This is a genomic window from Rhodococcus sp. PAMC28707 (genome assembly GCF_004795915.1).
Classification (GTDB): Bacteria; Actinomycetota; Actinomycetes; order Mycobacteriales; family Mycobacteriaceae; genus Rhodococcoides.
Genome location: NZ_CP039253.1, coordinates 1651647 through 1677012, shown reverse-complemented (window position 1 = coordinate 1677012; position 25366 = coordinate 1651647). Strand labels below are relative to the sequence as shown.

Sequence of the window (25366 nt, the reverse complement as noted above, 5' to 3'; positions counted from 1 at the left end):
CGTGCACCAGAATTGTTGGGCCGGTGCAGTAATCGGCTCAGGGATTTCCGGCAGTGGACCCGATGGGGCTCTGCTTCGGCATCAGTGCGTTGAGGTAGAACTCGACGCATTCGACCGAGAGGTCGGCCAGTGTGTACTCGGCGGTGGGGCGGAACCATCGCCCGGTAAGCCACAGGCCATCTTTGATCAATTCGTATGCAACGTTCGGGGCGATCGATCGCCGGTAGACGCCTTCACTGATTCCGCGTTGGAGCGAGGCTATCCACAGTTTGTGGTTGCTTGCCGCCAGTGACCGGATCTGCTCGTGGCCGTCGAGTTGCCGGATGGTGCTCTCTTCGTTGCGGCAAATTTGTGGCGAGTGTGGATCCTCGTCGATCAGTGTCAGAGACCTACGAATCAGCTCACCGAGTTCGAGCTCCGGAGGCAGTGACCGGTCGACAACCCGATGGAATTCGGTATTCATCGCCCGTAAGTGGCCGATGACGATCTCCTCCAGGAGTGACTCCTTCGAGGGCACATATTGGTAGAGGCTGCTGGGAAGGATGCCGATGCTGCTTGCGATCATGCGCATCGACGTACCTGCCATGCCGTTCTCTGCGAACAGCTTCGTTGCCGTGTGCAGCACCTGCCGTTTCCGCTGCTCGGCATTGACTGTGGCATTCGTCGGCATGATCCCCCATTACCTGTCGAGTACCCCGAAAGACTGGCCATGATCGCTGCCGTGCTGCCAGTTGGTCGGGTCTTGCTGCGTAGGCCACTGTGGCCTGATCGGGCGGCACAGTGGGGTCATCCACGTCGCCGCAGTTGCAGCTTATCGACCTTGCCGGAGGTGTTGCGGGGGAGTGCATCGACGACCTCGATGTAGTGGGGGATCTTGAACTTCGCCAGCAGCGCGTTGCATTGTGCGCGTAGCCGTTCGTCGATGCTCGCGTCGCTGATGGAGGTGCAGACAAAAGCTTTGCCTACTTCACCCATACGGGTGTCGTGCACGCCGATCACCGCGCACTCGCGAACGCCGGGGACAGCAAGAATGGCCTGCTCTACTTCCGCGGGATAGACGTTGAAGCCGCCGGTTATGAACATGTCCTTGATGCGGTCGGTGATGGCGATGTTGCCGTCGGGGCTGATCGTGGCGATGTCGCCGGTGTGCAGCCAGCCCTCGCTGTCGATTGCTGCAGCGGTCGCGTGCGGGTCGTCGAGATACGAGCGCATCACCAGGCGGCCGCGAACAAGCAGTTCACCGGTGTGGTCGAGTTTGACCTGCATTCCGTCGATCGGACGTCCACACGTGGTGGCTACCGTGTGCGGTGAATCCTCGGGGCGGGTGGAGCACACGTAACCACTGGTCTCGGTCAAACCGTAAGCGGTGAGGACGATGTCGACGCCGAGTTGGTCCTGTAAGCGTTCGACGAGTGTGACCGGCACTGTTGTCGCGCCGGTGACAGCCACCCGAAGGTGTGTCAGGTCCCGAGTGCGGTGCAGTTCGGTGTCGAGTATCGACTGGAAGATCGTGGGAGCACCGGAGAGGACGGAGACGCGGTGTTTTTCGGCAAGGCCGATCACGTTGTCGACGCGGAACACGGACTGCGGCACCATGCGTACCCCGTGATAGAGACAGGCGATGAAGCCGGCCTTGTATCCGAAAGTGTGGAAAAAGGGACTCAGCAGCATGTAGCAATCCTCGGGCGCCAAGGTGGCGATCGTGCCCCAGGTACGGCCGACGTGCACCGTCTGATCGTGGGTGGCGAGGACTCCCTTGCTCTTTCCCGTTGTGCCAGAAGTGAAAAGGATGTCGGCGATGTCGTCGGTGTGGACCCGCTTGGAGGCTGCGTCGGCGGCGGCCAGCAGCGCGGGCGTGGCGGTGTCGAGAAAATCCAACCAGCTGGTGGACAAAGCGCTCGACTGCACAGGCGCCTCATAGGGGACCTCGATGACTGTTTTCACTGATCCCGGAGCGCCGTCACACTGTGCGAGAAGCTCTGGCAGACGGCGCTTCCCGAGGAAATCACCGACAATTATGAGTGTCCCAGCACTGGAGCGGACAATGATGTCCAATGCCTCGCTATCGGTGTATCGAGTATTGATCGGGACCACGATCGCACCGATGTACTGGGCGCCGAGTGCGCCGATGATCCAGTGATGCGTGTTGGGCGCCCAAATGGCAACGCAGTCGCCATGGCGGACACCGCGCCCATGCAGTGCGGCCGCGAAGTGCCGGACCGAGTCGAGGAGACCGTCCCAGGTCAACTGCATCGGCCAGGCGGTCTGCTCATCCGATATCGCGACCCGTTCACCCCAAGTCTGGGCTGCTGCGCGCAGCAAGCTCGGAGTTGTCGTCCGTTCCAAAGCCTCCATGTTGTTCTCCTGTCGCGTAGTTGGGCCCGCCAGCGGGGACGGCATGTGGCTCTTATGCCGAACCATCGACGGCGATGAACCGTGGAAAAATGAACGTAGCAAATGCTTGTTCATAATTGGAAGGGTCGAGAATTTCTGATGCTCGGACTCGACCAAATATCCTAGGCAGTTGTTTTACCTGGTTTTATCCCTCTTTATCAACCCCGTGCAGCTTCCGTGCGTCGACGAAGTGGGTCCTTGACGTGACCGCCGCCATATCGCTATCGTTCCCACCAAGCGAATGCTTGGTTTATGTTCTTGTCCAATACGCGCTGGCTATATGGACGCCACAAAGATCACTCCTCGATGTCGGCTACCGGCCGGTCAGAGGTTGCGATTTCGCGGCATCCAGAGGCAAGTCTTGGCCCTATGGGCCTGCAAAAGGAGTGGATCCTGATGGATAGCAATGAGGTTGCCGGGCGCGTTCATGATCGTCCGAACGACACGTCGAAGACGCAGCTACGCAAGGTTGCACTGTCGTCTCTGTTGGGCACAGCCCTCGAGTACTACGATTTCCTGCTGTACAGCACGATGGCCGCCCTCGTGTTCGGTGACGTGTTCTTCCCGGGGGAATCGCAGGCGGTATCCACCATCGCTGCTTTCGGCACCCTGGCCGTGGGTTACCTTGCGCGTCCGCTGGGCGGAATCCTGTTCGGGCACTTCGGTGATCGGTTCGGCCGCAAGCACATCCTCATCGTCACGATGGCACTCATGGGCGTGGCGAGCTTCCTCATCGGACTGTTGCCTAGCTACGCCGCGATCGGCGTCACGGCCCCGATTCTGCTCATCGTCCTGCGAATCTTGCAAGGTGTAGCAGTCGGCGGCGAATGGGGCGGTGCCGCACTGATGGTCGTCGAACATTCCGATTCCGAGAATCGCGGAAAATGGGCCGGCATAATGAACTTGGGCTCACCGCTCGGGTTCTTGATGTCGACGGTCGCCGTAGCGCTGGTGACTTTGCTGCCCGACGAGAGCCTGCAATCGTGGGGCTGGCGTATCCCGTTCCTGTTCAGTGCACTGCTCGTCGTCGTAGGCCTCTACGTCCGGTCGCGGGTCACGGAAAGCCCAGTATTCCAACAAGCAGCGGAACGCGCCGAAACCGAAAAGCCCGAACGCACCCCACTGAGCCGACTGATCCGCAGTCCTCGCCCCGTACTGCTGGCATGTGCTGCGGGTATTGCTCCCTTCGCGCTCACCGCGCTCATGACCTCACACATCATCGCGTATGCGACGGGCATCGGCTACGACAAGTCGGAAGTGATCCGGGTACTGATACTCCTGTCCGTGGTCGCGCTTGTCGCCATCCCACTGGCATCCACGCTGTCCGACCGAATCGGCCGTCGTACGGTCGTGTTCATCGGCGCTACAGGCGCAATCATCTTTGCGTTCCCGCTCTACATGCTGATCAACACCGGCTCCATCGCACTGATGGCGGGTGGCCTGGTCATCGCGCAAATCTTCCAGAACATGATGTTCGCACCCCTGGTGCCGCTGCTGTCGGAGATGTTCGGTACCACCGTCCGCTACACGGGCGCTTCCCTCGGATACCAGGGCGCCAGCCTCATCGGCGCAGGCTTCACCCCACTGATCGCCAGCGTCCTGCTCGCTGGCTTCGGCGGCTCCAGCGTCCCGCTGAGCCTGATCATCGTCATCACCGCGGGCATATCGATCGCGGCACTGACCATGATCAAAGAGACCCGAGGGCGCGACCTCACCACGATCGACGTCGAACCAAGCTTGGCTCGCCCACACAGTGACATCAGCGCACAGTGACCTCAGTCGGTAGTGAGGCCGACGAATTGCGTTGGTCCACAGCGGTAGAAACGCAGGCTTGACGAATCGCTTTCGAGAAGAATAGAGGTGCTACGAGATGCAAGGAATTGGTACTGCATATTTGGTCGACGCCGTCCGGACACCGGTGGGAAGGCGGCTCGGTGGGCTTCAGGGCTGTCATTCGGCAGATCTTGGAGCACATGTTCTCAAGGAGCTGATGTCGAGAACGGGGATCGACCCAGGCGCCGTGGACAACGTGATATTCGGATGTGCCGATGCAGTGGGACCACAAGCAGGCAATGTCGCGAGGACCGCTTGGCTCTCGGCTGGGCTCCCTGAACATGTTCTGGCCGTCACCGTGGACCGTCAGTGCGGCTCCTCCCAACAGGCCCTCCATTTCGCGGCGGCTGCGGTTCTCTCCGGGACCGCAGAACTCGTTGTCGCCGGCGGAGTTCAGAACATGAGTGCCATTCCGATCGGTGCAGCGATGCTGGCTGGACAACAATACGGCTTCGACGATCCCTTCCTGGGCTCGACAGGTTGGGTCCAGCGGTACGGCACTGATCCGATTGGCCAAATCCGCGCCGCTGAGATGATTGCGGAAAAATGGAACATCACGCGACCTCAGATGGAGGCCTACGCCGTGGAAAGCCACACGCGTGCCATCCGCGCAAGAGACGAGGGTAGATTCGCGCGAGAAATTGTGCCGGTCGGAGATGTGACGGCAGATGAGGGTCCGCGCACACCGAACTGGGAGAAAATTCGCTCGCTCCCCCCTGTTGCCGAGGGAGGCCTGATAACGGCGGCGGTCTCGAGTCAGCTCTCCGACGCTTCTGCGGCGCTACTCGTTGCGAGCGAGTCGGCGGTCAACCGGTACGGACTTACGCCACGTGCTCGTATCCATCACATGTCCGGTCGCGGTGCGGACCCGGTAATGATGTTGACAGCGCCGATTCCTGCCACTGAACACGCTTTGCGACTTACTGGCCTGACACTCGATGACATCGACCTCGTCGAAATTAATGAGGCCTTCGCCTCGGTCGTTCTTGCATGGCAGAAAGAAACTGGGGCCGATCTGTCGAAAGTCAATGTCAATGGTGGTGCGATCGCGCTGGGGCATCCACTCGGCGCGACCGGCGCACGCTTGATGACCACCCTTCTCCACGAATTGGAACGCACCGGCGGACGCTTCGGCCTCCAGACCATGTGTGAGGGCGGCGGTCAAGCCAACGTGACAATCATAGAAAGACTGTGAGACAAGCGATTCCACGAATAGGCAATTGGTCCGCGTACTCGATCTAGCGTCACAGAACGATTCGACGAGGACCTGGCATCCTCATTTGCCCGGATCCGGGGACAGATGGCGCTTCAAAAAAAGCACTGGATCGACTCGAATGCTTCAATGGGGTGACAGCGGTCACTCTGGGAGCTAAGTTGACACACGTCAACAAGTTTCGACACCTGTCAGGAGTACGCATGTCCCCCTCATCCGAGACGGCCAAGACCACGGTGGTGATCGGTGCCGCCTCCGGTCTCGGTGCCGCGATCGCCGAGCATCTGCGTTTACATGGCCACCACGTCATCGGCGCCGATCTGGTGAGTAGTGAGTCGATACTCCCGGTGGACGTCGCCGACGAGGCAACGGTGCAGGCCCTGTTCGAGAAAATCATTGTCGAACGCGGCTCGTTCACCGGCGTGGTGAACTGTGCCGGCACGAGCACTCTGTCGCCCGTGGTCGACCACGATTCGGCCGAGTTTCGGCGCATTCTGGACATCTCTTTGGTCGGCGCATTTCATGTGCTCAAGCACGCCGGAAGCCGCGTTGCCGAGGGCGGATCGTTGGTCACCCTGGCCTCGCTCAACGGGACCCAACCCGGATCGGGGCTGGCGGCCTACTGCACGGCCAAGGCCGGGCTCCTGATGCTCTCGAAGGTGACGGCTCTGGAGTTGGCTCCGCGGCAGATCCGGGTCAACACGGTCTCTCCCGGTCTCGTTGTCACGCCGTTGACCTCGCCGGCCATGGAGATCCCCGGTGTGCGTGAGGACTACGTCGAGAACACGCCGCTGGGACGCTCGGGGACGGGACTGGAGATCGCGGCCGCGTGTGAGTACCTGCTGTCCGACGGTGCGGCGTGGACAACCGGCGAGGACATGCAGGTCAATGGTGGTGCGCACTTGAAGCGCTACCCGGACCTGCTGGGTCTCATCGAGAAGGCCTTCGGATGAGCCGCACTGGGTCTGCGGGCGCGGACGGCGCCAATCCCTACCGGGGCCGTTTTGTCGGGCGCGCCGCGCTGGTGACCGGGGCAGGGTCCGGCATCGGGGTGGCGTTGGCCGCAGCGCTGGTCAAGGCCGGCGCGTATGTCGTCTGTACCGACCTCGACCAGGTGGCTGCGCGACGCATTGCCGCGGCACTGGGGCCGCGGGCTCGTGCCGAGGCGCTTGACGTCACCGACCCCGAGCAGGTGCTGGCAGCCGTGGACCGGGTGGTCGCCGAGCACGGTCGGATCGACCTGATCTTCAACAACGCCGGCATCAACTTCGGCGGCGAGGCCGAGCACCTGACCCTGGACCAGTGGAATCAGATCATCGACGTGAACCTGCGTGGGGTGGTGCATGGTATCCATGCGGCCTACCCGAAGATGATCGCCCAGGGCCATGGTCACATCGTCAATACGGCCTCGGCTGGTGGCCTGATGGCAGCCGGTCTGATCACCAGCTACGTCGCCACGAAGCACGCAGTGGTCGGACTCTCGCTCGCGCTGCGTACCGAGGCGGCGGCCAAGGGCGTGGGTGTCACCGTTATCTGTCCGGGGGCGGTCGATACCCCGATCTTGGACAAGGGTTCGATCGACGACTTCGTGGGCCGTGACTACTACCTCAAGGGTCAGCGCATCAAGACCCCGTACTCGCCGGCGAAGCTGGCCGATGAGGTGCTGGCGGCCGTCGCCGGCAATATGGCGATCCTGGTCACGCCGCGCTCGGCTCGCCTGGCATGGCGGTTCAACCGGCTCGCGCCGGGACTGATGCAACGCTCGTCGATCTTATTCGTGGCTCGACAGCGCAAGTGGCAGGCTCAGCGAGCCCGCAAGGCGGGCAAGACTGCCGCTCGCTGACCACCGATGGTATCGGCGGATTTTGCGCTGTGCCGCAATGCCTCAGTTCGCTCCAGGGGTCAGGTGGCGCGTCAAGAAAAGCACCGCATGTTCGACGGCCGGTCCGTGGAACGGCTTGCCCGGGAACAGGTCGAAGTGGTCTCCCGGGTAGTGACGGACCTCGGCGCGGCCCGCGAAGGCTGCCAGTGCCGCCGCTCGCGGCGGCGCTGACCGGTCGAAGTCGGCGATCTGGACCAGCAGCGGGACCTTGATCTTCGAGGCGGCCTGGGCCGGGGCCCTGGTGCCGAGTTCCAGACCGACGTCGGCGCGTACTTCGTTGCGCCAGGACGGACCTGCGATCGAGTGGAAGTCCTCGTAGGCGCCGGACAGGGTGAGCGCACCGGGCTGCCCCGGCTTGCCGACGACCGGCATCATCGTGGGTTTGCCCATGGTGGCCTTGACCCGCGCAGCAATTCCGGTCGCCGTGGCCTTGAGCAGGTTCAACGGGCCATGCGCGGTGAGGGCGTGCCGCATGGCGGCCAGACCGTCGACCATCGGCACCACAGCGATGACGGCCGCAACGTCGCCGCGGTCAGCGGCCACCTGGAGTACGTGGCCACCGGCCAACGAGACGCCCCACAGGACGATCCGCTGCGGATCGACGCCGGGGAGCTGCGAGGCAGCGTCGACCGCCGCCTGCCAGTCCTCGACCTGACCGGCCAAGGACACGGTCTGGCGCTCGTCGCCGCCACTGGTGCCGAAACCGCGGTAGTCGAAGGTGAAAGCGTCCAAGCCCGCTGCGGCGAACGCCTCGGCAAAGCCGTCGAGGCCCGAGTCCCGGGTGCCGCCCAAGCCGTGCGCCAACACGACGACCGGGCGGCCTGACGCCGTTGCCAACGCGTCACTGCGAGCCGGAAAGTGGGTGCCCTCGCAGCGTGTACCCGCCACGGTGAAGCCGACGACACGCGTTGCTGCGGTGGGCAGGGTTTCGGTCATGGTGGTGTAGTTCTCATTCATGCCTGGCTCCAAAGGTGTTGAACGCGAGTCGAAGTGCATGCGATTGCGACTCAGGAAAGGGGATGGGTGCCGTAGATGGAGCGCACCCAAATGCTGGTGACCACCTCGACATGCAGGTCGTGATCGGGGCGCGAGCCCACCACTCGACGTTCCATGTTGCGGTCGTTGACGTCCAGTAGAACCGCCGCCAACGTTCGTGCGTCGACTCCGTCCGGCGCCCGGCCGGCAGCGCGTTCGGCTTCGATCATCTCGGCCACGGACTCCTCGAACGAGACCCGGTCCGCCTCCCACATCGTGCGGATGGACGGGTTGGTGGCTCGGGCCTCCAACACGGCACGGTAGAGATGCTCGTGCCGCTCGGTGACGGTGAACAGATGCGACACGGCTTTACCGATGCGCTCGGTCGGGTCGCGTGAGACGTCGGTCAACCAGACACCGGCCTCGGCCGCCTCCTCGTAGAAAACTTCCATCAAAGCGCCGACCGCAGCGGCCTTGTTCTCGAAGTAGAAGTAGAACGCCGAGCGGGTGACCCCGGCTCGACGGGACAGGTCGGCCACATTGATCGACTCGACACTGTCCACCTCTCGCAACGAATCATCGAGTGCCGCGAGCAGCGCAGTGCGGCGCGCGTCTCCTTTCGACAGGCTCCTTTGAGCAGCGATCCGAGCGTTCATCGAGAAATCCGAGCCCGGCCGGACGGCAGTTCCTTCGTCCGCAATTGGTGCTCGTAGACGAAGTAGTCCAATTGCTGAGTGTGACGCGCAGTCGGAAGCATGTGCCCCAGATACAGAGCCTCGTCCTCGGCAATGACCCGCTTCATCTCTGCGACCGAAGGTAACGAGTACTGGCCGACCAGGTAGGCGCCGAGGATTCTGGTCTGGGCCTCCACGAACGGGAACAGAGTCGGGGTGGACTGGGCGAACCCGATGAAGGCCAGGTCGTCGACGCCGGGGGAGAACATCCGCTTGTACAGGCTGATGTGATTGTCCTTGGCCGAGAAGAACTCCGGGTCGAAGAACGGGAACGTGATGTTGTAACCGGTGGCGTAGATGATCACGTCGAAGTCGGCACTGGTGCCGTCCTCGAAATGCACGGTCTTCCCGTCCAGACGCTTCAGATTGCCCTTGGCGGTCAGATCGCCCGATCCCAGCCGCAGCGGCAATTCCACCGACTGGGTTGGGTGTGCCTCCATGAACTTGTGGTTCGGCTCCGGCAATCCCATGTCCGAGGGATATCCGTTCTGCATGGGCGCCACCTTGGAGATGACCTTGCGTTGCCACTTCAGTGGGATGTGCGGCGAGGTCTTGAAACCCATGTCCGCGGGCTTTCCCCTGATGTACTTGGGTACGATCCACGCACTCGAGCGAGTGGAGATCACGACCTCGTTGTCGAGGGTGCGGCTGGACAGTTCGACGGCGATGTCAGCAGCCGAATTGCCGATGCCGACCACCAGAATTCGCTTGCCGCGCAGGTGCAATGGCTGTTCTGGGTCGATGTAGTGGTGCGAGTGAAAGCTTTCTCCGGTGAATTCGCCGTCGAACTCCGGCAACCGAGCGTCCCAGTGGTGACCATTGCCGACCACCAGAAAGTCGAACTCACGAGTCGAGCCGTCCTGCAGGTCCAGTTCCCATCCGCCACCGGGCTTGCGACGCGCACTGCGGACGCCGTTGGAGAATTCGATGTTCTTCTTCAGGTCGAAGGCCTCGGCGTAATCCTCCAGGTACTCCTTGACCAGCGTGTGGTGTGGGAAGTCCGGGTAGCTCTCGGGCATCGGGAAGTCCCGGAACGACAGCTGGTATTTGGAGGTGTCGATATGCAAAGACTTGTAGGCGCTCGACATGCCGTTCGGGTTGCCGAAGGCCCAGTTGCCACCGATGCGATCGGACATTTCGAAGCAGGTGTGCGGAACGCCGTAGTCGTCGAGCATCTTGCTGGCGGTGAGTCCGGAGATCCCTGCGCCGATGATCGCAGTGGTGGGTCTGACGAACGTGGTGGTCATAAGTGACTCGCTAACTGGAGGGGGTGACAGCGGTCACGTTATGCGCTAATTTGACACACGTCAAGAAGTTTTCACGACCGTCGAATGTGTGGGTCGAGCGGCAAGAGTCCGGTGGATGGTCCGCGTCGCCTGATGCAAGAATCGGAGAATCGCATATGGCGTCGAACGCACGAATCCTGGATGAACTGGGCTACTACCTGCTGGCAGGTGCCGGTAGTGACGGGCCCGCAACCCTGATGGACGAGGCCCGACTCGGCGAGGACATGGGATTCGGGACCGCCTGGATCTCCGAACGCTGGAATGTGAAGGAAGCGTCGTCACTGTCCGGCGCTGCGTGCGCGGTCACCAACCGAATGCGCATCGGTACCGCAGCAACCAATCACAACACGCGGCACCCACTGATCACCGCATCATGGGCGACGACTCTGCACCGACTCTCGGGTGGGAGGTTCACGCTCGGGATCGGACGCGGCATAGCAGCAATGGGCAGCGCATTCGGGGTGCCGTCGGTGACCACGGCGATGATGGAGGACTGGGCCCAGATCACCCGAAGGTTGTGGCACGGTGAAGTTATTCTGAATCACGATGGGCCACTGGGTAAATGGCCGGTATTGTTTCTGGATCCCGATTTCGACGAAGATGTTCGCTTGGCGATAGTCGCGTTCGGCCCCAACACTCTGAAATTGGGCGGCCGAGAATTCGACGACGTCATTCTGCATACCTACTTCACTCCCGAGACACTTCAACGTGCGGTGAAGACGGTGAAGACGGCGGCTGAGCAGGCCGGCCGAGACCCGGACAGTGTCAGGGTGTGGTCGTGCTTGGCGACGGTAGGCGATCACTTGCCCGAGGAATTACGGGTGAAGAAGACCGTTGCTAGGTTGGCGACGTACCTGCAGGGCTACGGAGATCTTCTGGTGAAGACCAACAACTGGGATCCTGCTGTGCTGCAACGTTTCCGAGCCGACTCGGTGGTGACCTCTATCGCCGGGGGTATCGACAGCAAAGCCACGACGGATCAGCTGGAACACATCGCAACGCTGTTACCCGAGGAGTGGCTGGAACCATCGGCGACCGGTACGGCAAGGCAGTGCGTCGACCGTATACGCGAGGAGTTCGACTACGGCGCAGATGCGGTAATCCTGCATGGCGCAACTCCGCAGGAGCTGGCGCCGATCGTCGAGGTCTATCGCGAAACCTGCTGATGAACGAGCTATGCCGGCTCGATGGGGTGAACCATCGGCCGGCATAGCCCGCGCAATCTACAGCTCCGGGGCCGTCAGTGCTCCACTATCAGCATTGGGGAAGATCGATGCTGATAGTGGGAGTGTCCACCAACGGCTGGACCGGAACCGTAGCTTCACCGGAAACGGAAGGCTCTTCCAGTTCCCAAGTAACGGTGGAGGATTCACCGGGCGGGATCGTGACGTACGCAGCCTGGACGGGTCGACCCAGCTCGGTACCCTTCTGGACCGAGAAGGCGTTGACGCCGTCGACCTTCATGCCGGTGATCTTGGCGCCCTGCGTTCCGTACAGGTAGGCGATCGACTCGTTGGTGCCGTACGGGACACCGGGCTGGAAAGTGCTGGCCACGTACTGGGTCAGCCCGTCCGAGTTCACGGTGTTGGTCAGTGTCGCGGTCACCGTCGACTTACGAGTCGGGCCGGTGCAAGATTCCGCGGTGTAGGAGATATCGCGAGTCAGGTAATAGTCGAGCTTGTTTCCGCCTGCGTTGTTGACGATCACGTTGGCATACGGTGCAGGATCGTCCGGGATCGCATGGCCGACCTTCGTTCCCGCCAGGATTTCCTGCTCGGCGGGATCTGCGCTCCACACCGAAATGCGACCCTCACTGCCTGCCCGGCCGACCGCGTCGAGCAACTTGCGAGTCGGAGCGACACCCGTCGTCATCTTCGACACGACAGCCTGCGAGATTTCCTGCAGGTAGTTCTTGCGGGCGAGCTGATCTTCGCCGAAGCGAGCGTATGCAGTGGACAACGTCACCTCGACCACGTTGTCACCGGAAATGACCTCTCCGTCGGCGAGCGTGACCGGGCCGGTCGCGTCGAGGATGTAGCCGAGTGCGACTGGATCGGTAGCGATCGCGCCGTCGAGCTTTTCACCGGTCTGCTCGGCCCACATCGAAGTCCAGATCTGGCCCGCGTACGGAAAGTGCGGGCTCGCATTGGAATTGCGGAAGTCGGTCGTGGTGTTACGCGGACCCCACAGTGCGGTGTACTCGGGGCCGAGATCGATCGGCTGCTCCGCGAACTCCAGCTCGCGGTTACTGCCGAGGGTGTCGACCCGGGCAGTTCCGTTGTCGGCGCGCACAATTCCGAATCCACCGAGTAGACCGCCGGTGCCGCGTGCCTCGGCATTGGTCTGGAAGGCAAGGAAGTAGGAGCGGGGACCGTCGGCGCCCATCATGGAAGGAACGATGCGGCTGGCCGTGTAGGTATTGGTCAGCAACCCCGACACGTCGTGGGTCTGATTCTCGAGCTGCACACGGGCGTCGTCGACGACACCGAGATAGGCAGGCGCCTCGATCGCCCGAGCCTGCGCATAGAGGTCCTGGGCCGCGGCGGATGTCTCCGCGAGGATCGGCTCTGCCTCGGTGAGCGACTGCAAGTTCACCCGGCCGCCGCCCTCGATCACGTTGTCGGGGGAGATGCTTGCGCTCGCCTGCGCCGCGGGCTCGAGAACATCGACCGCGAGACCCTGCACCACATCGGTGATCTCGACGATCGTTTCGAGGGGACTGCCGAAGAACGGGATAGCTGCAGCGATCGTGAACGGCAGCGAGGACGCAGCGTTCTGCGCCTTGTGCGCGGACTCGCTCGCCTCGGCGGCAGCGGCCTGCGCCCCCGACACATCGCCGTCGAGCAGTGCATTCTTGGCGGAGGTCGCGGCGTCCCGCGTCGTCTCCAAATTGGACTTCGCCGTCAAGGCCTCGTACGCCAGCCATGCCAGGAAGGCGAGAACGACGACCAGAACGATGCCGACACCCAACAGGACGGGGCGCTTGTTCTTGCGCGACGGCGGGCGGGTGTCGGTGCCAGAGGTCATGTCGACGGGGCTCCTGTTGCTTGGGATGGTTCGAGTGAAGGGCGCGGTTATTGCGAAAAGGAGATATTCACGCCCGTGGGAAGACTAGTGCGTCGACGTCGGTAGTGGGTATTGAGGTCGTGGGTATTGAGGTAGTGGGTAATTCGATTGAATGATCGTCGATGTCGGCAATTAATACGATCGTGTAAAGAACCGACTCGAGTGCTCCGAGATTGTAACGTGATGGTCGGTTACTCGCGATAACATTCTGTCGGTCTCGGGGAGGCCGTCTCGTTCGGAGAAGGGAGTCGGGAGAGTGATCCGCTGTAGTTCGGGAGGGTCCGGTTCGGACCCCTCGATACCACAACAGGGCGGATCGGCGGGGCCCACGCGGCTCGATCCGGTGCAATCTGCGACCAAGATCATATTCGACAGGGTGGTGGCCGCCACAATCCTGATAGTGCTGGCGCCGGTATTCCTCGGATGCGTGATTCTGACCAGTGGCGCCGAGGGTGAGCCCACGTTCGCGTCCACGACGAGGATCGGTCGTCGAGGCATCCGTTTCCAGCTCCTGAGCTTCAGGACGCCTCCTGAGCAGCGGCTGGGCGTGCTGCTGACGAAGCTGGGCATGGATCATCTGCCCGAGCTGATCAACGTTCTTCGGGGTGACATGAGCATGGTCGGGCCGCGACCCGCCACGGATCGGCCCGGCATTCCCGATGTGGAAGTACCCGCCGACTGCCGTCCAGGAATCACCGGACTGTGGGTGCTGGCGCCCCGCGCGGACATCTCCGGACCGGACGCGGCGATGCTAGATCGCAATTATGTGGACTCGTGGTCGCTCGCCCGCGACATCCGCATCCTGTACCGGACAGTCGCCGCAGTACGGTACGGCCCCTGAACTTCATTAAATATTCAGGGAAATAACCAGAAACAAGCGGAATGGCGCTTTTCAATATGACTCACCTAGTTTTCACCGAAATGCACTGTGTCCGCAACGGTTAATATCACGGAAGTCGCATTGGACGAGTAGAGCAAAATACCTCCGGTCCACTAGTTTGTAATTGGGCGCTACTGATCGACGTTGCTTCAGCAACGTTCTTCCGGAGTGAAGATTGTGCCGCCGGCGCAAAGGACTGTGAGGAGGGGTAGCCGAAGTGTCGTCAGTGAAAGGTGCCCCCAGCGGGATCGACTTGTTCCCGCTGTCGCCCGCCCAGCTCAATATCTACTTCGCCCAGAAGCTGGCGCCGGGGGTTCCGTTCACCATCGCCCAGTTCGTCGAGATCCGTGGCGAGATCGACCCCGCCACATTGATCCGGGCAACCGACATCGCCTGCCGCGAGCTCGAATCGCCTGGCGTGCGCTTGGGTGAAGACGACGGGCAGCCGTATCAATGGTTCGACCTCAACGTTCCCTACGCCATGATCTACCGCGACCTTCGCGAGGAGAGCGACCCCGTCGGCTACGCCCACCGCTACATGGACGAGCAATACCGAAAGCCCGTCGACTTGGTCCGCGATCAGCTGATCGCCTCGGAGATCATGCAGGTCGGCGACGCACATTATTTCTGGTACAGCCGAGCCCACCACGTGGTCATGGACGGCTTGGGTGCAATCTCCGTTCAGGAGCGTACCGCCGCCGCGTACACGGCCCTGCTGACCGGCGCCGACGTCCCCAAGACCCGCGCCGTCGGTGTCCGGGCGATCTACGACTACGAAACCGCCTACGTCGGTTCCACGCGCTATGAAGCCGACCGCGAATACTGGGTCGGCCGGCTCGCCGGTCACGCCGATGCGCCACGTCTTGCAGGCACCTCGCATTCCGGTGCGGCGGCGCCCAGCGCCGTCTCGATCAGCGTCGGCGCAGTGCTCGACGACGCGCTCACCGGCGCAATGGCCGCGCTCGCCCAGCGCTACAACTCTTCCGACGTCCCGGTCGTGCTCGCGACGTTCGCGTTGTACCTCGCGCGGATGACCGGTACCGACGACGTCATGCTCAGCCTCCCCGTCTCGGGCCGCGCGACCACCAAACTGCGCGACTCCTCCGGGATGATGTCCAACATCGTGCCGCTGCGCATCGGCGTGGACCCGGACGTCACCATCGAGGAACTACTGCGTCGCATCCAGGTCGAGCTCACCGGCGCGCTGCGGCATCAGCGGTTCCGCGTCGAGGACATGCAGCGTGAAACCGACGGCGGGTTCGAGGGCAGTACCTCCGCCGGCCGCGGAGCTTTCGGTCCGACCGTGAACATCATGATGTACGACAGCACAATCAGGCTCGGCGACGTCATCGGCGAATATCGTGTGCTCTCCAGTGGTCCGATCGACGACATGATGGTCAACGTCTACCCAGGGGTCGCCGGCGCCAGCACCCGCGTCGACTTCCTCGGTAACCCCGCGATCTATAGCACCGAGGAACTGAGCACACACCATCAGCGGTTCCTCGAGCTGCTGCGTACCGTTCTCGCGGCACCGGACGGGTCGCCGCTCGCGGACCTGACCGTGCTCTCGCGCGCCGAAGAGAAAGCGCTGCTCGCCGAGGACTCGCAGGGGCCGCCGCCTGTTCTGCTGCCCGAGTTGCTCCGGGAGTCCGGCGTTGTCCGCTACGCCGGGCAGGAGCTCACGGGCGTCGAATTCATCTCTCGTGCAGAGCATATCGCGGGACAGCTTTCGCCTTTCCTTACCTCACCCGAGACGCGGATCGCGATCGCGCTGGACCGCTCGATGCACTCCGTACTGGCGCTGTGGTCGGTATCGGTGGCGGGCGCATCGTTCGTGCCCGTCGATCCGCACGATCCGACCGACCGGTTGACCTCCATGCTCGGCAGCACCGGAGTGCGCGTCGGCATCACCGAGCGCGCACTGCTCGGCACGCTCCCCGGCACAGTCGAGTGGCTGGCCATCGAAGACCTCCTCGACGCCGAACCCCTGCCCTTTCAGGCTCGCCGGGTTCACCTCGACAACGAGGCGTATGTCATCCATACCTCCGGTTCGACCGGAAAGCCCAAGGCCGTCAGCGTCGGTCATCGCGGGCTCGCGCAGCTCGCCACAGCGGTGGTGGATCGATACTCGGTCTCACCGGACTCGCGGGTACTGCACCTGGCGTCGCCGGTGTTCGACGCGTCCATCCAGGAAATCCTGGGCGCTTTCGCTGCCGGTGCCACGCTGGTCATCGCACCCGCCGACGTGTACGCGGGCCCGGCGCTCGCCGACCTCCTGGCCGAAGAACGCATCACGCACCTCATTACCTCTCCGACTGTCCTCGCGACGCTCGATCCTTTGGACATCAAAGGCCTCGAGGTATTCGACGTCGGCGGTGAAGCATGCCCGCCCGCGCTACGCGACCGGTTCGCCGACGCCGGCCCCGACATGCTCGACGCCTACGGCCCGACCGAGGCAACCGTCCTCGCTACGCTCTCCGCACCCATGACCGTCGGAAAACGGATCACCATCGGTGGCCCGCTGCCCGGAGTCCGCGCGCTCGTACTCGACAGCCGGTTGCGCCCCGCCCCGTACGGCGGCATCGGCGAGCTCTATCTCGGCGGTGACTCTCTCGCGCGAGGATACGACGGGCAACCCGGCGTCACCGCGAGCCGTTTCGTGGCCGATCCGGCTGCGCCCAGTCGAAGGCTCTATCGCACAGGAGATCTGGTGCGATGGTCAATTTCCGGTACGTCACTCGAATACCTGGGCCGCGCCGATCAGCAGCTCCAGCTACACGGCCGTCGGGTCGAACTCGGCGAAATCGAATCGGTCGCACTGCAACTGGCGGGTGTCGACGCCGTTGCCGTCGACGTTCGTGAAGACCACCTCGTCGCGTATGTCGTCGGCGAGACCGCAGACTTGAGTGCGCACCTGCGCGGCGCGCTTCCGGCGTGGATGGTTCCGGACCGCATCGTCGAACTCGATGCGTTACCCCTCTCGGTGAGCGGCAAGCTCGACCGCCGGGCACTACCAGACCCGGCACCGACGACGATCACCGAATACGTTGCCCCGCAGACCGATACCGAACGCGCCGTCGCCGCCGTGTTCGCCGAGGTGCTGGACGTACCGACCGTCGGCCGCACCCACTCGTTCTTCGAGCTCGGTGGTGACTCCCTGAGCGCCACACGAGTCGTGGCCAGGCTCGGCTCCGCGGTCACGCTGCCCGTCCTGTTCGACGCACCGACCGTCGCCGCGATCGCGGTTGCCATCGATTCGGCGCTCGATCAGCGAGATTCGCTCGATCTGCTCGACACCGTGATGCCCGAGCGGGTGCCGCTGTCCTACTCGCAGCAGCGGATGTGGTTCCTCAACCAGTTCGATTCGGCCTCGCCCGCATACAACATGCCGGTGGCCGTGCAGTTGCCTTCGGGTGGAGACCCGAGCCTCGTCATCGCTGCGCTGCGTGACGTGCTCGAACGGCACGAGTCGCTGCGCACCTACTTCCCCGACGACGGCAACGGCCCACGCCAGGTAGTGCTGCCCACGGCAGGTGTTCTGCCCGAGATCCGCACCAGCGAAGTAGGACCCGGCGAACTCGAAAACGCGATCGCCGAACTGGCATCGAAGGGTTTCGACGTCGCTGCCGAGGTCCCCATCCGCGCCTCGCTACTCGCCGTCTCCTCGCACGAGGGTTCGCCCGAGGCGACGGTTGTCGTCATCGTCATGCATCACATCTCGGTCGACGGGTGGTCGATCGATCCTCTCGTCCGCGACTTCACCGTCGCGTACGCCGCACGCACCGCCGGGCATGCCCCCACATGGCCGCGACTGCAAGCCCAGTACAGCCAGTACGCGGTGTGGAACAGAGCTGTCGTCGACGCCGCCGCGGAAGGTCAATTGCGTTATTGGACAACCGCACTCGATGCTCTGGATCGGCCCAGTGCGGGGCTGCCGACCGATCGTCCGCGCCCGGCCGTGCAGTCGATGCAGACAGCAGGCGTCCCCGTCGCGATCGGCACCGAAGTACACGCCCAGATTCGCGCTCTCGCGCTCGGTGAGAACGCGACGACGTTCATGGTCGTCCATGCCGCACTTGCCCTGACTCTGAGTCGCTTCAGCGATTGCGACCGCACCGTCCTGGGTTCACCCTCGGCCGGTCGCGGGCACGCAGCGCTCGACGACATGGTCGGAATGTTCGTCGGCACCGTGCCGTTGGCGGTCGAGGTGGACCGCGACGGCACCTTCACCGAACTCCTCGAGAGTGTTCGGCACGCAGATCTCGACGCGTTCGCCCACTCCGACCTGCCGTTCGAGCGGATCGTCGACGCACTGAGTACGGATCGATCCCTCGACCGCCACCCACTGTTCCAAGTGATGCTGGCATTCGACAATGCCCGCCACCAGTCGATCGAGGACCTCCCGGTCACTGTGTTGCCCATCTCCACCCACACCTCCGAATTCGACCTCAACGTCGTCGTCACCGAAACCACCGACGGCATCGCGGGCGACATCGAATACGCGAAAGACCTGTACGACCGGGCGACCGTCGAGCGCTTCGCCGCAGCATTCGTCAGCATCCTCGAAGCAGTCGTGGAGAACCCCGCCGTCGTGGTGGGAGATATCGAACTCGGCTCTCGCCCTGCGCAACCCGACCATGTTGCAACGGGAACTCTGCTGGATGTGCTGGCAATCGAGACTCCCGATCACAGTGCACTGGACGGTGAATCGACGCTGACCTACCGCGAACTGGACAGCCGATCCAACCGGATGGCGCGCCTGCTGATCGACCGAGGTGCTGTACCGGAGACCACTGTGGCACTCTCGCTCGCACGATCCGCGGAGTACATCGTGGCCCTGTGGGCAGTGGTGAAGTCCGGCGCTGCGTTCCTGCCGGTCGATCCGAGCTACCCGGCGCTGCGACGCGAGCAGATCCTCACCGGCACCCACCTGGGCTTCGGCGGTGTCGAAGCGGGCGTGCTGTGGCTTGATGAATCGGCCGCCGAGGCTTTCGACGACAGCCCCCTGGTCGACGCCGACCGCGCTGCGACGCTACTCCCTGCCCACCCCGCCTACGTCGTCCATACCTCGGGATCCACCGGGATGCCGAAGCCTGTGACGGTGACGCATGCGGCTGTGTATGCACTGGCGCAGCAAGTAGTTTCGCGCTACGACGTCACCGCTTCCTCGCGGGTGCTGCACGGGTACTCGACGAACTTCGACGCCGCCGTGCTGGAATTGGTGCTGGCTTTCGGAGCAGGCGCCACCATGGTCATCGCACCCACCGGGATACTCGACGGGGACGAGATGGGCCGGTTCCTCACCGCCCACTCCGTCACCCACTACCTGTCCACACCCGCCGTGCTCGCGACCGTCCCCCCGGTTGCCGGTGTCACCACCGTGGCCGTCGGCGGAGACGTACTCGGAAGCGCAGTGGTCGACGCCTGGGCACCCGGACGGCGAATGCTCAACGCGTACGGCCCTTCCGAGGCCACCATCGTCGCCACGCTGACCGACCCACTCGACGCCGGAGACCGCATCACCATCGGCACACCGCTGCCGCACGTGTATGCACTCGTGCTCGACACCCGCCTACAGCCGGTCCCGGTCGGTGGCGTCGGCGAGCTGTACCTCGGTGGCATCTCGATTGCGCGCGGATACCGTGCCCGCCCCGCACTGACCGCGGAACGCTTCGTCGCAGGCCCCGGTGGCCAGCGGCTCTATCGGACAGGCGATCTCGTACTCCGCCAGGAGTCCGGCGTCCTCGACTACCGTGGACGCGGCGACTCCCAAGTCCAATTGCGTGGGGTGCGCGTCGAACTCGGCGACATCGAATCCGCCCTCACCGCACATCCTTCGGTCCAGGGCGCGGTCGCCGACGTCCGCGACGGCCGAATCGTGGCCTGGGTCGCCTGGGCGGTCGGCGCCGACGAGCGCGAACTCACGCCCTGGATGTTGGAACGGCTTCCGCTGTCGATGGTGCCGGCCGTGATCGTCGCAGTCGATCGCATCCCCGTCACCGCCAACGGCAAAGTCGACCTCTCCGCACTGGTCGCGCCTGCCCCGGCAGCCGGAGACCTCTCGGCAGCCCGAACGCTCGCCGAGGAAGTCATCCTCGGAATCTTCGCCGACGCCCTCGACGTCGTCGATCCGTCCGCGGACGCCAATTTCTTCGTGCTCGGCGGTGATTCGCTGAGTGCCACGCGCGCAACCTCACGCATCGGCGCCGCGTTGGGCACCCACGTTCCGGTTCGGACACTGTTCGAAGCGCCGAACGCCCGCGCCCTCGCTGCGGCGATCGACATGCTGTCGGAGGCGTACATCAGCCCGCCCGCGCTCGCGCATCGGGCGCAGGCCCGTGATCACGGCGCCCTCTCTCCCGCCGAGCGACGGGTGTGGTTGCAGAATCGCTTCGACCCCAGCTCTGCTGCCTACAACATTGCGTTCGCACTGCCGCTGCCCGCGGACACCGACCTCGCAGTTCTCCGGGCCGCGATCATCGACGTGCTCGAACGTCACCTCCCGCTGCGCACCGTCTACCCGTCCACCCCGGACGGCCCGGTCGCCATGCTGCTCGACGCCGAGATCGTCGTCTCCTCGATCGACGATCGCCACGCCGACGCGAAACTGCTCGCCGAAACCGGATTCGACCTGACCGTCGAGCCACCCGTGCGGTTCAACGTCGTACACAATCTCGTTCAGGATGTCGGACAGGACGGCGTATGCAGCGGCGGCGAGATGGCGTTGGTGGTCGTCGCCCATCACATCGCCGTCGACGGGCTCTCGCTCGCCCCGCTCGCGCGTGACGTCTCCACCGCTCTGGCCGCCAGACAGGCCGGCGTGCAACCCGAGTTCACCACGCTGACAGTCGATTACGCCGACTACCGCCTGTGGCAGCAGGACGTGCTGGACTCGGTCGCAGCCGAACAGCTCGCCTACTGGCGGCGCACCCTCGCCGGGCTGCCTGACTACCTCGAGCTGCCGACCGGCACCCCGAACCCCTTTCAGAACCCGGCACCCATCGCGTTCGAACTCGACGCTGCCACGCTCGCCGACCTCCGCGGACTCGCGAACCGCGTGGGCGCAACACTGTTCGTGGTGATCCACGCCGCGTTGGCCGCCGTGCTCGCCGAAGCCAGCGGCACCACCGACATCGCCATCGGCACCCCGGTATCGGGACGCTCCGAACCCGCACTCGACGACCTGGTCGGCATGTTCGTCGGCACCATCGTGCTCCGAACCGACGTGGCACCGAACAAGACATTCGAGCAGTTCGTCACCGACGTCCGCGACCGCGACCTCGACGCATTCGCGCACTCGGCCGTCCCCTTCGACTGGGTCGTCGAGGCCGTGGAACCAACCAGAGCCATCGACTCCCACCCACTGTTCCAGGTGCTCCTCGCCGTCGGCGCGCTGGAGATCCCGACCTTCGAACTCGGCACCGGTGAAGTATCACCGCAGCGAATCGACATCTCCGAGAACCAGTTCGACCTCGAATTCGTCATCGAGCACACCGTCGACGGATTGCGCGGACAACTCGGCTACTCCGGCGACCGCTTCGAACGATCCGTGTGCATCGCCCTTGCCGAACGCCTGGAATCGGTACTCCGACTCGTCGCGGCACGCCCGGACATCGAACTCGGCAGCCTCGACTTCCTCGCCGCCCGCCCGGACGTCGTCTCGCACACCGACGGTGCCGAAGACCGCTACACCCTCGGCACCCTCGTGCGCCGGGCCGCCGAGACCTGGCCGGACGCAACAGTCGTCGTCGACAACGGCGAATCACTGACGTACGCCGAACTGGACCGGCGCTCGAATGTGCTGATGGACAACATCATCGCCGAAGGTGCGGGGCCGGGAACTCTGGTTGCCGTCGCGCTGCCGCGGTCCGCCGATCTCGTAGCGGCACTGTGGGCCGTCGCCAAGAGCGGTGCCGGCTACCTGCCGATCGACCCGAACCATCCGGCCACACGCATCGAGGAAATCCTCGAACACGCCCAGCCCGTCACCGGCATCACCAGGGCCGCCCTCGCTCCCGTCGGAGGACGATGGGTGACGGTCGACGGCCTGGCGAGTTCCCCCGAGCCGGCCCTGCTTCGCTCGTATTTCGAAGACACCGCATATTTCGAAGACACCGCGTATCTCGACGACACCGCCTACGTCATCTACACCTCGGGTTCGACGGGCGCCCCCAAGGGCGTGCGGGTGACACACCGAGGCATCGCGGATCTGGTGCAAAGCCAACGCGATACGTTCGGAGTCGAGACCGAATCTCGAGTACTGCAGTTCGCGTCCCCAGGTTTCGACGCCTCGATCTTCGAAATGCTCCTCGCCTTCGGCGTCGGCGCTGCCGTGGTCGTCGTGCCCGCCGAGGTCTATGCGGGCCGTGAACTCGAAACGTTCATCACCAGCACCGCCGTCACACACGTGTGCCTGACCCCGACCGTCCTGCAGATCACCGACCCGGCAGCGACACCGACCGTCGACGTCGTCATCATGGCCGGCGAAGCAGCCAATGCCGAACTGGTGCAACGCTGGTCGCACAGCAGCACCGTGTTCAACGCCTACGGACCGACCGAGGCCACGGTCATGGGAACCTGTACGCCCGCACTGAAAAACCCCGCCGCGGTGACCATCGGCGGACCGGTGCGCGGGTTCGACGCCGTCGTTCTCGACGCACGGCTGCGGCCCGTACCGGACAACGTGGTGGGCGAGCTGTACCTCGGCGGCCCAGGGCTGGCCGAAGGGTACCTGTCCCAGCCCGGACTCACCGCGAGCCGCTTCGTACCGAACATGCTGGGCGACAAGAGCAAGCGCCTCTACCGAACCGGCGACCTCGTCCGGTGGGTGGAGCACCGGAACGCACGCGAACTCGAGTACCTCGGACGCGTCGACTCGCAGGTCAAGATCCGTGGCCATCGCGTCGAACTCGCGGAGGTGGAAGCTGCACTGCTGCGGCATCCCGACGTCGAACAGGCCTGTGTGGTCGGGCACGATCACTCGTTAGCGGCCTACATTGCCGGTGACACCGATGCCGGCGTAGTCCGCGAATTCCTCACGCGCACAATCCCGGCCTACATGGTTCCCAGTTCGGTCACCGTTGTGGACACACTGCCGATGTCGATCTCCGGAAAGGTCGACGCGCGAGCACTACCCGAGCCCACGCTGGCGACCGTCGTGCATCTTGCGCCGTCGACGCCGCTGGAGTGGAGCGTACGGGCCTCGTTCGCGGAGGTTCTCGAGATCGACGCCGACCGTATCGGCGTCGACGACAACTTCTTCGACCTCGGCGGACACTCACTGTCGGTGGTGCGCGTGATCGACAACCTCGGCGACGAACTCGGACGGCCGGTTCCGGTCAGCTGGCTGTTGACGCACCCGACAGCGGCGTCGTTGGCGGCGAAGCTGGACGGGCTCGGCGACGCCGGCGACGACGTCTTCGATGTCGTACTGCCACTGCGGGTCGAAGGCGAACGAGAGCCACTGTTCTGCATCCACCCCGCCATCGGCATCGCGTGGAGCTACCTGTCCTTGCTCTCGGTCACCGACCGACCGCTCTACGGACTCCAGGTTCCCGGCATCGCCAGCGGTGAACCCTCGCCTGCCTCGATCGACGCGTTCGCGGCCCGATACGTGCGGGAGATCCGCGCAGTTCAGCCCACCGGCCCCTACCACCTACTCGGGTGGTCCCTCGGTGGAGTGATCGCGCATGCCGTCGCGACCGTCCTGCAGAGCTCGGGGGAGGAAGTCGCGTCACTCGCACTGCTCGACCCGCAGCTGAGCGTGCCTACCGACGTCCCTGCCGATGCCGTCGACTTCGGTGTCGAGGATCTGGCGCGCCAACTGGGAGTCACCGGGTCCTCGTTCGAGGATATCGTGACGCAATTGCGTTACACACGAAGCGAACTCGGATTCCTTACCAGCGACCATCTCCGCAGAATGTATGCCCCGGTAGTGGCAGCTCCGCGGTGGGTGGCAGCACACCGACCCCGAATATACGACGGTGACGTCGTGTACTTTGCGGCCCGTGGATCACACGGTTCGCAGCAATGGGAACAGTACGTCGGCGGCCATCTCTCGGTCGTCCGCATCGATGCTGAACACGAAGACCTGCTGGGTGAAGCAAGCGCCCACACCATAGGCCGAGCAATCGGCACCACCTCGGTCGCGGAAGGCGTGGCGTGACGAACCGATCCAGCACTGTCAAGAAGCTCGAGCCTTATGTCGACAATGTGCAGGCACATTACGACCTGTCCGACGAGTTCTTCGAGCTGTTCCTCGACCCGAGCATGACCTACAGCTGTGCATACTTCGAGCACGAAGATATGACGCTCGAGCAAGCACAACTGGCGAAAATCGATCTCGCGCTGGACAAGCTGGACTTGCAGCCCGGGATGCGACTGCTCGACGTCGGATGCGGTTGGGGCTCGTTGGCCAAGCGTGCCGTCGAGAAGTACGACGTCGACGTCATCGGTTTGACGTTGAGTCGGAACCAATACGACCACGCGCGTAAAACTGTGACGGACCTGTCGAGTGAGCGCACGGTGGACATCCGTTTGCAGGGCTGGGAAGAGTTCGACGAGCCCGTCGACCGCATCGTCAGCATCGGCGCATTCGAACACTTTCGGCGTCAGCGATATTCGGCGTTCTTCGACAAGTGCCGCTCGGTCCTACCCGCCGACGGCCGGATGCTGCTGCACACCATCGTGATGCGTCCGCTCGCGGAAGTCATCGCCAGCGGTGTGGAGTTCACCCGCGACGACGCACACTTCGTGCGTTTCATCATGCGCGAGATATTTCCTGGCGGACAGTTGGCGTTGTCGGACATGGTGACCAAGAAGTCCACCGAGGCCGGATTCAGCGTGGAGCGCGAGCATGCGCTCGGACCGCACTACGCACGCACACTGGACGAATGGACCGAGCGGCTCGTCGCCGCACGACCGCACGCCATCGCCCTGTCGTCGGAAGAGAACTACGACAGGTACATCCACTACCTCACCGGATGCTCATCCCGCTTCAAGGACGGGCGCATCGACGTCGTGCAATTCACTCTTGCGCCGGAAGTGGTGCCCGTACGAACCGAGTGAGCCTGCGTACCAAGACATGAAGCCATAAAATTTATA

14 protein-coding genes are annotated in these 25366 nt (G+C 63.7%); 8 read left to right on the top strand and 6 right to left on the bottom strand.

The annotated features are described in order from the left end of the window. Positions 1-37: 37 nt before the first annotated feature. Together E5720_RS07555 and E5720_RS07550 are read right to left on the bottom strand one after the other, a co-directional pair. A complete protein-coding gene (locus tag E5720_RS07555) occupies positions 38-670 on the bottom strand; it encodes a TetR/AcrR family transcriptional regulator (protein WP_136170143.1) in 633 nt (210 codons plus the stop codon). 116 nt (positions 671-786) lie between these two features. Beyond that, a complete protein-coding gene (locus E5720_RS07550; RefSeq protein ID WP_136170142.1) occupies positions 787-2355 on the bottom strand; it encodes an AMP-binding protein in 1569 nt (522 codons plus the stop codon). A 435-nt stretch (positions 2356-2790) separates the two neighbouring features. Between E5720_RS07550 and E5720_RS07545 the strand changes: the two genes are divergently transcribed. From E5720_RS07545 to E5720_RS07530, 4 genes are all read left to right on the top strand, one after another. Next, positions 2791-4167: an MFS transporter gene (locus tag E5720_RS07545; RefSeq protein ID WP_136170141.1), complete on the top strand. Its 1377-nt coding sequence runs from the start codon at positions 2791-2793 to the stop codon at positions 4165-4167. 106 nt (positions 4168-4273) lie between these two features. Continuing rightward, positions 4274-5422, top strand: a complete 1149-nt coding sequence (locus E5720_RS07540) for an acetyl-CoA C-acetyltransferase (protein ID WP_136172515.1) — start codon at positions 4274-4276, stop codon at positions 5420-5422. 221 nt (positions 5423-5643) lie between these two features. Continuing rightward, entirely contained in the window at positions 5644-6393 is a 750-nt protein-coding gene (locus tag E5720_RS07535; protein WP_136170140.1) for an SDR family oxidoreductase, read from the top strand. Next, the gene (locus tag E5720_RS07530; RefSeq protein WP_136170139.1) at positions 6390-7283 is read left to right on the top strand and encodes an SDR family NAD(P)-dependent oxidoreductase; all 894 of its coding nucleotides are present in this window, start codon (positions 6390-6392) and stop codon (positions 7281-7283) included. The genes E5720_RS07535 and E5720_RS07530 overlap by 4 nt, the downstream gene beginning before the upstream one ends. Positions 7284-7325: 42 nt before the next feature. On the opposite strand, the gene E5720_RS07525 is transcribed toward E5720_RS07530, so the two are convergent. The 3 genes from E5720_RS07525 to E5720_RS07515 are packed head-to-tail and all read right to left on the bottom strand — an operon-like array spanning position 7326 to position 10278. After that, entirely contained in the window at positions 7326-8279 is a 954-nt protein-coding gene (locus tag E5720_RS07525) for an alpha/beta hydrolase (RefSeq protein WP_247596216.1), read from the bottom strand. Positions 8280-8329: 50 nt separating this feature from the next. Continuing rightward, positions 8330-8953 carry a TetR/AcrR family transcriptional regulator gene (locus tag E5720_RS07520; RefSeq protein WP_136170138.1) on the bottom strand — a complete coding sequence of 208 codons (624 nt, stop codon included), beginning with the start codon at positions 8951-8953 and terminating at the stop codon, positions 8330-8332. Further along, positions 8950-10278 (bottom strand): NAD(P)-binding domain-containing protein, encoded by a 1329-nt coding sequence (locus E5720_RS07515; protein ID WP_136170137.1) that lies wholly within the window; start codon positions 10276-10278, stop codon positions 8950-8952. Before E5720_RS07515 ends, E5720_RS07520 begins: the two co-directional genes overlap by 4 nt. Before the next feature lie 155 nt (positions 10279-10433). On the opposite strand from E5720_RS07515, the gene E5720_RS07510 reads away from it, so the two are divergent. Continuing rightward, entirely contained in the window at positions 10434-11483 is a 1050-nt protein-coding gene (locus E5720_RS07510) for a TIGR03857 family LLM class F420-dependent oxidoreductase (RefSeq protein ID WP_136170136.1), read from the top strand. A gap of 88 nt (positions 11484-11571) precedes the next feature. Here the strand turns inward: E5720_RS07510 and E5720_RS07505 are convergent, their stop codons facing one another. Then, positions 11572-13344 (bottom strand): DUF4012 domain-containing protein, encoded by a 1773-nt coding sequence (locus tag E5720_RS07505; protein WP_136170135.1) that lies wholly within the window; start codon positions 13342-13344, stop codon positions 11572-11574. 418 nt (positions 13345-13762) lie between these two features. Between E5720_RS07505 and E5720_RS07500 the strand changes: the two genes are divergently transcribed. The 3 genes from E5720_RS07500 to E5720_RS07490 all read left to right on the top strand — a co-directional run bounded on the left by E5720_RS07500 (position 13763) and on the right by E5720_RS07490 (position 25330). Continuing rightward, a complete protein-coding gene (locus E5720_RS07500; protein WP_168708296.1) occupies positions 13763-14224 on the top strand; it encodes a sugar transferase in 462 nt (153 codons plus the stop codon). A 256-nt stretch (positions 14225-14480) separates the two neighbouring features. Further along, on the top strand, positions 14481-24428 hold the full coding sequence (locus E5720_RS07495; RefSeq protein ID WP_247596215.1) for a non-ribosomal peptide synthetase: 9948 nt from the start codon (positions 14481-14483) through the stop codon (positions 24426-24428). Then, on the top strand, positions 24425-25330 hold the full coding sequence (locus E5720_RS07490; RefSeq protein ID WP_136170133.1) for a cyclopropane mycolic acid synthase family methyltransferase: 906 nt from the start codon (positions 24425-24427) through the stop codon (positions 25328-25330). The genes E5720_RS07495 and E5720_RS07490 overlap by 4 nt, the downstream gene beginning before the upstream one ends. The last annotated feature ends 36 nt before the right edge of the window (positions 25331-25366 follow it).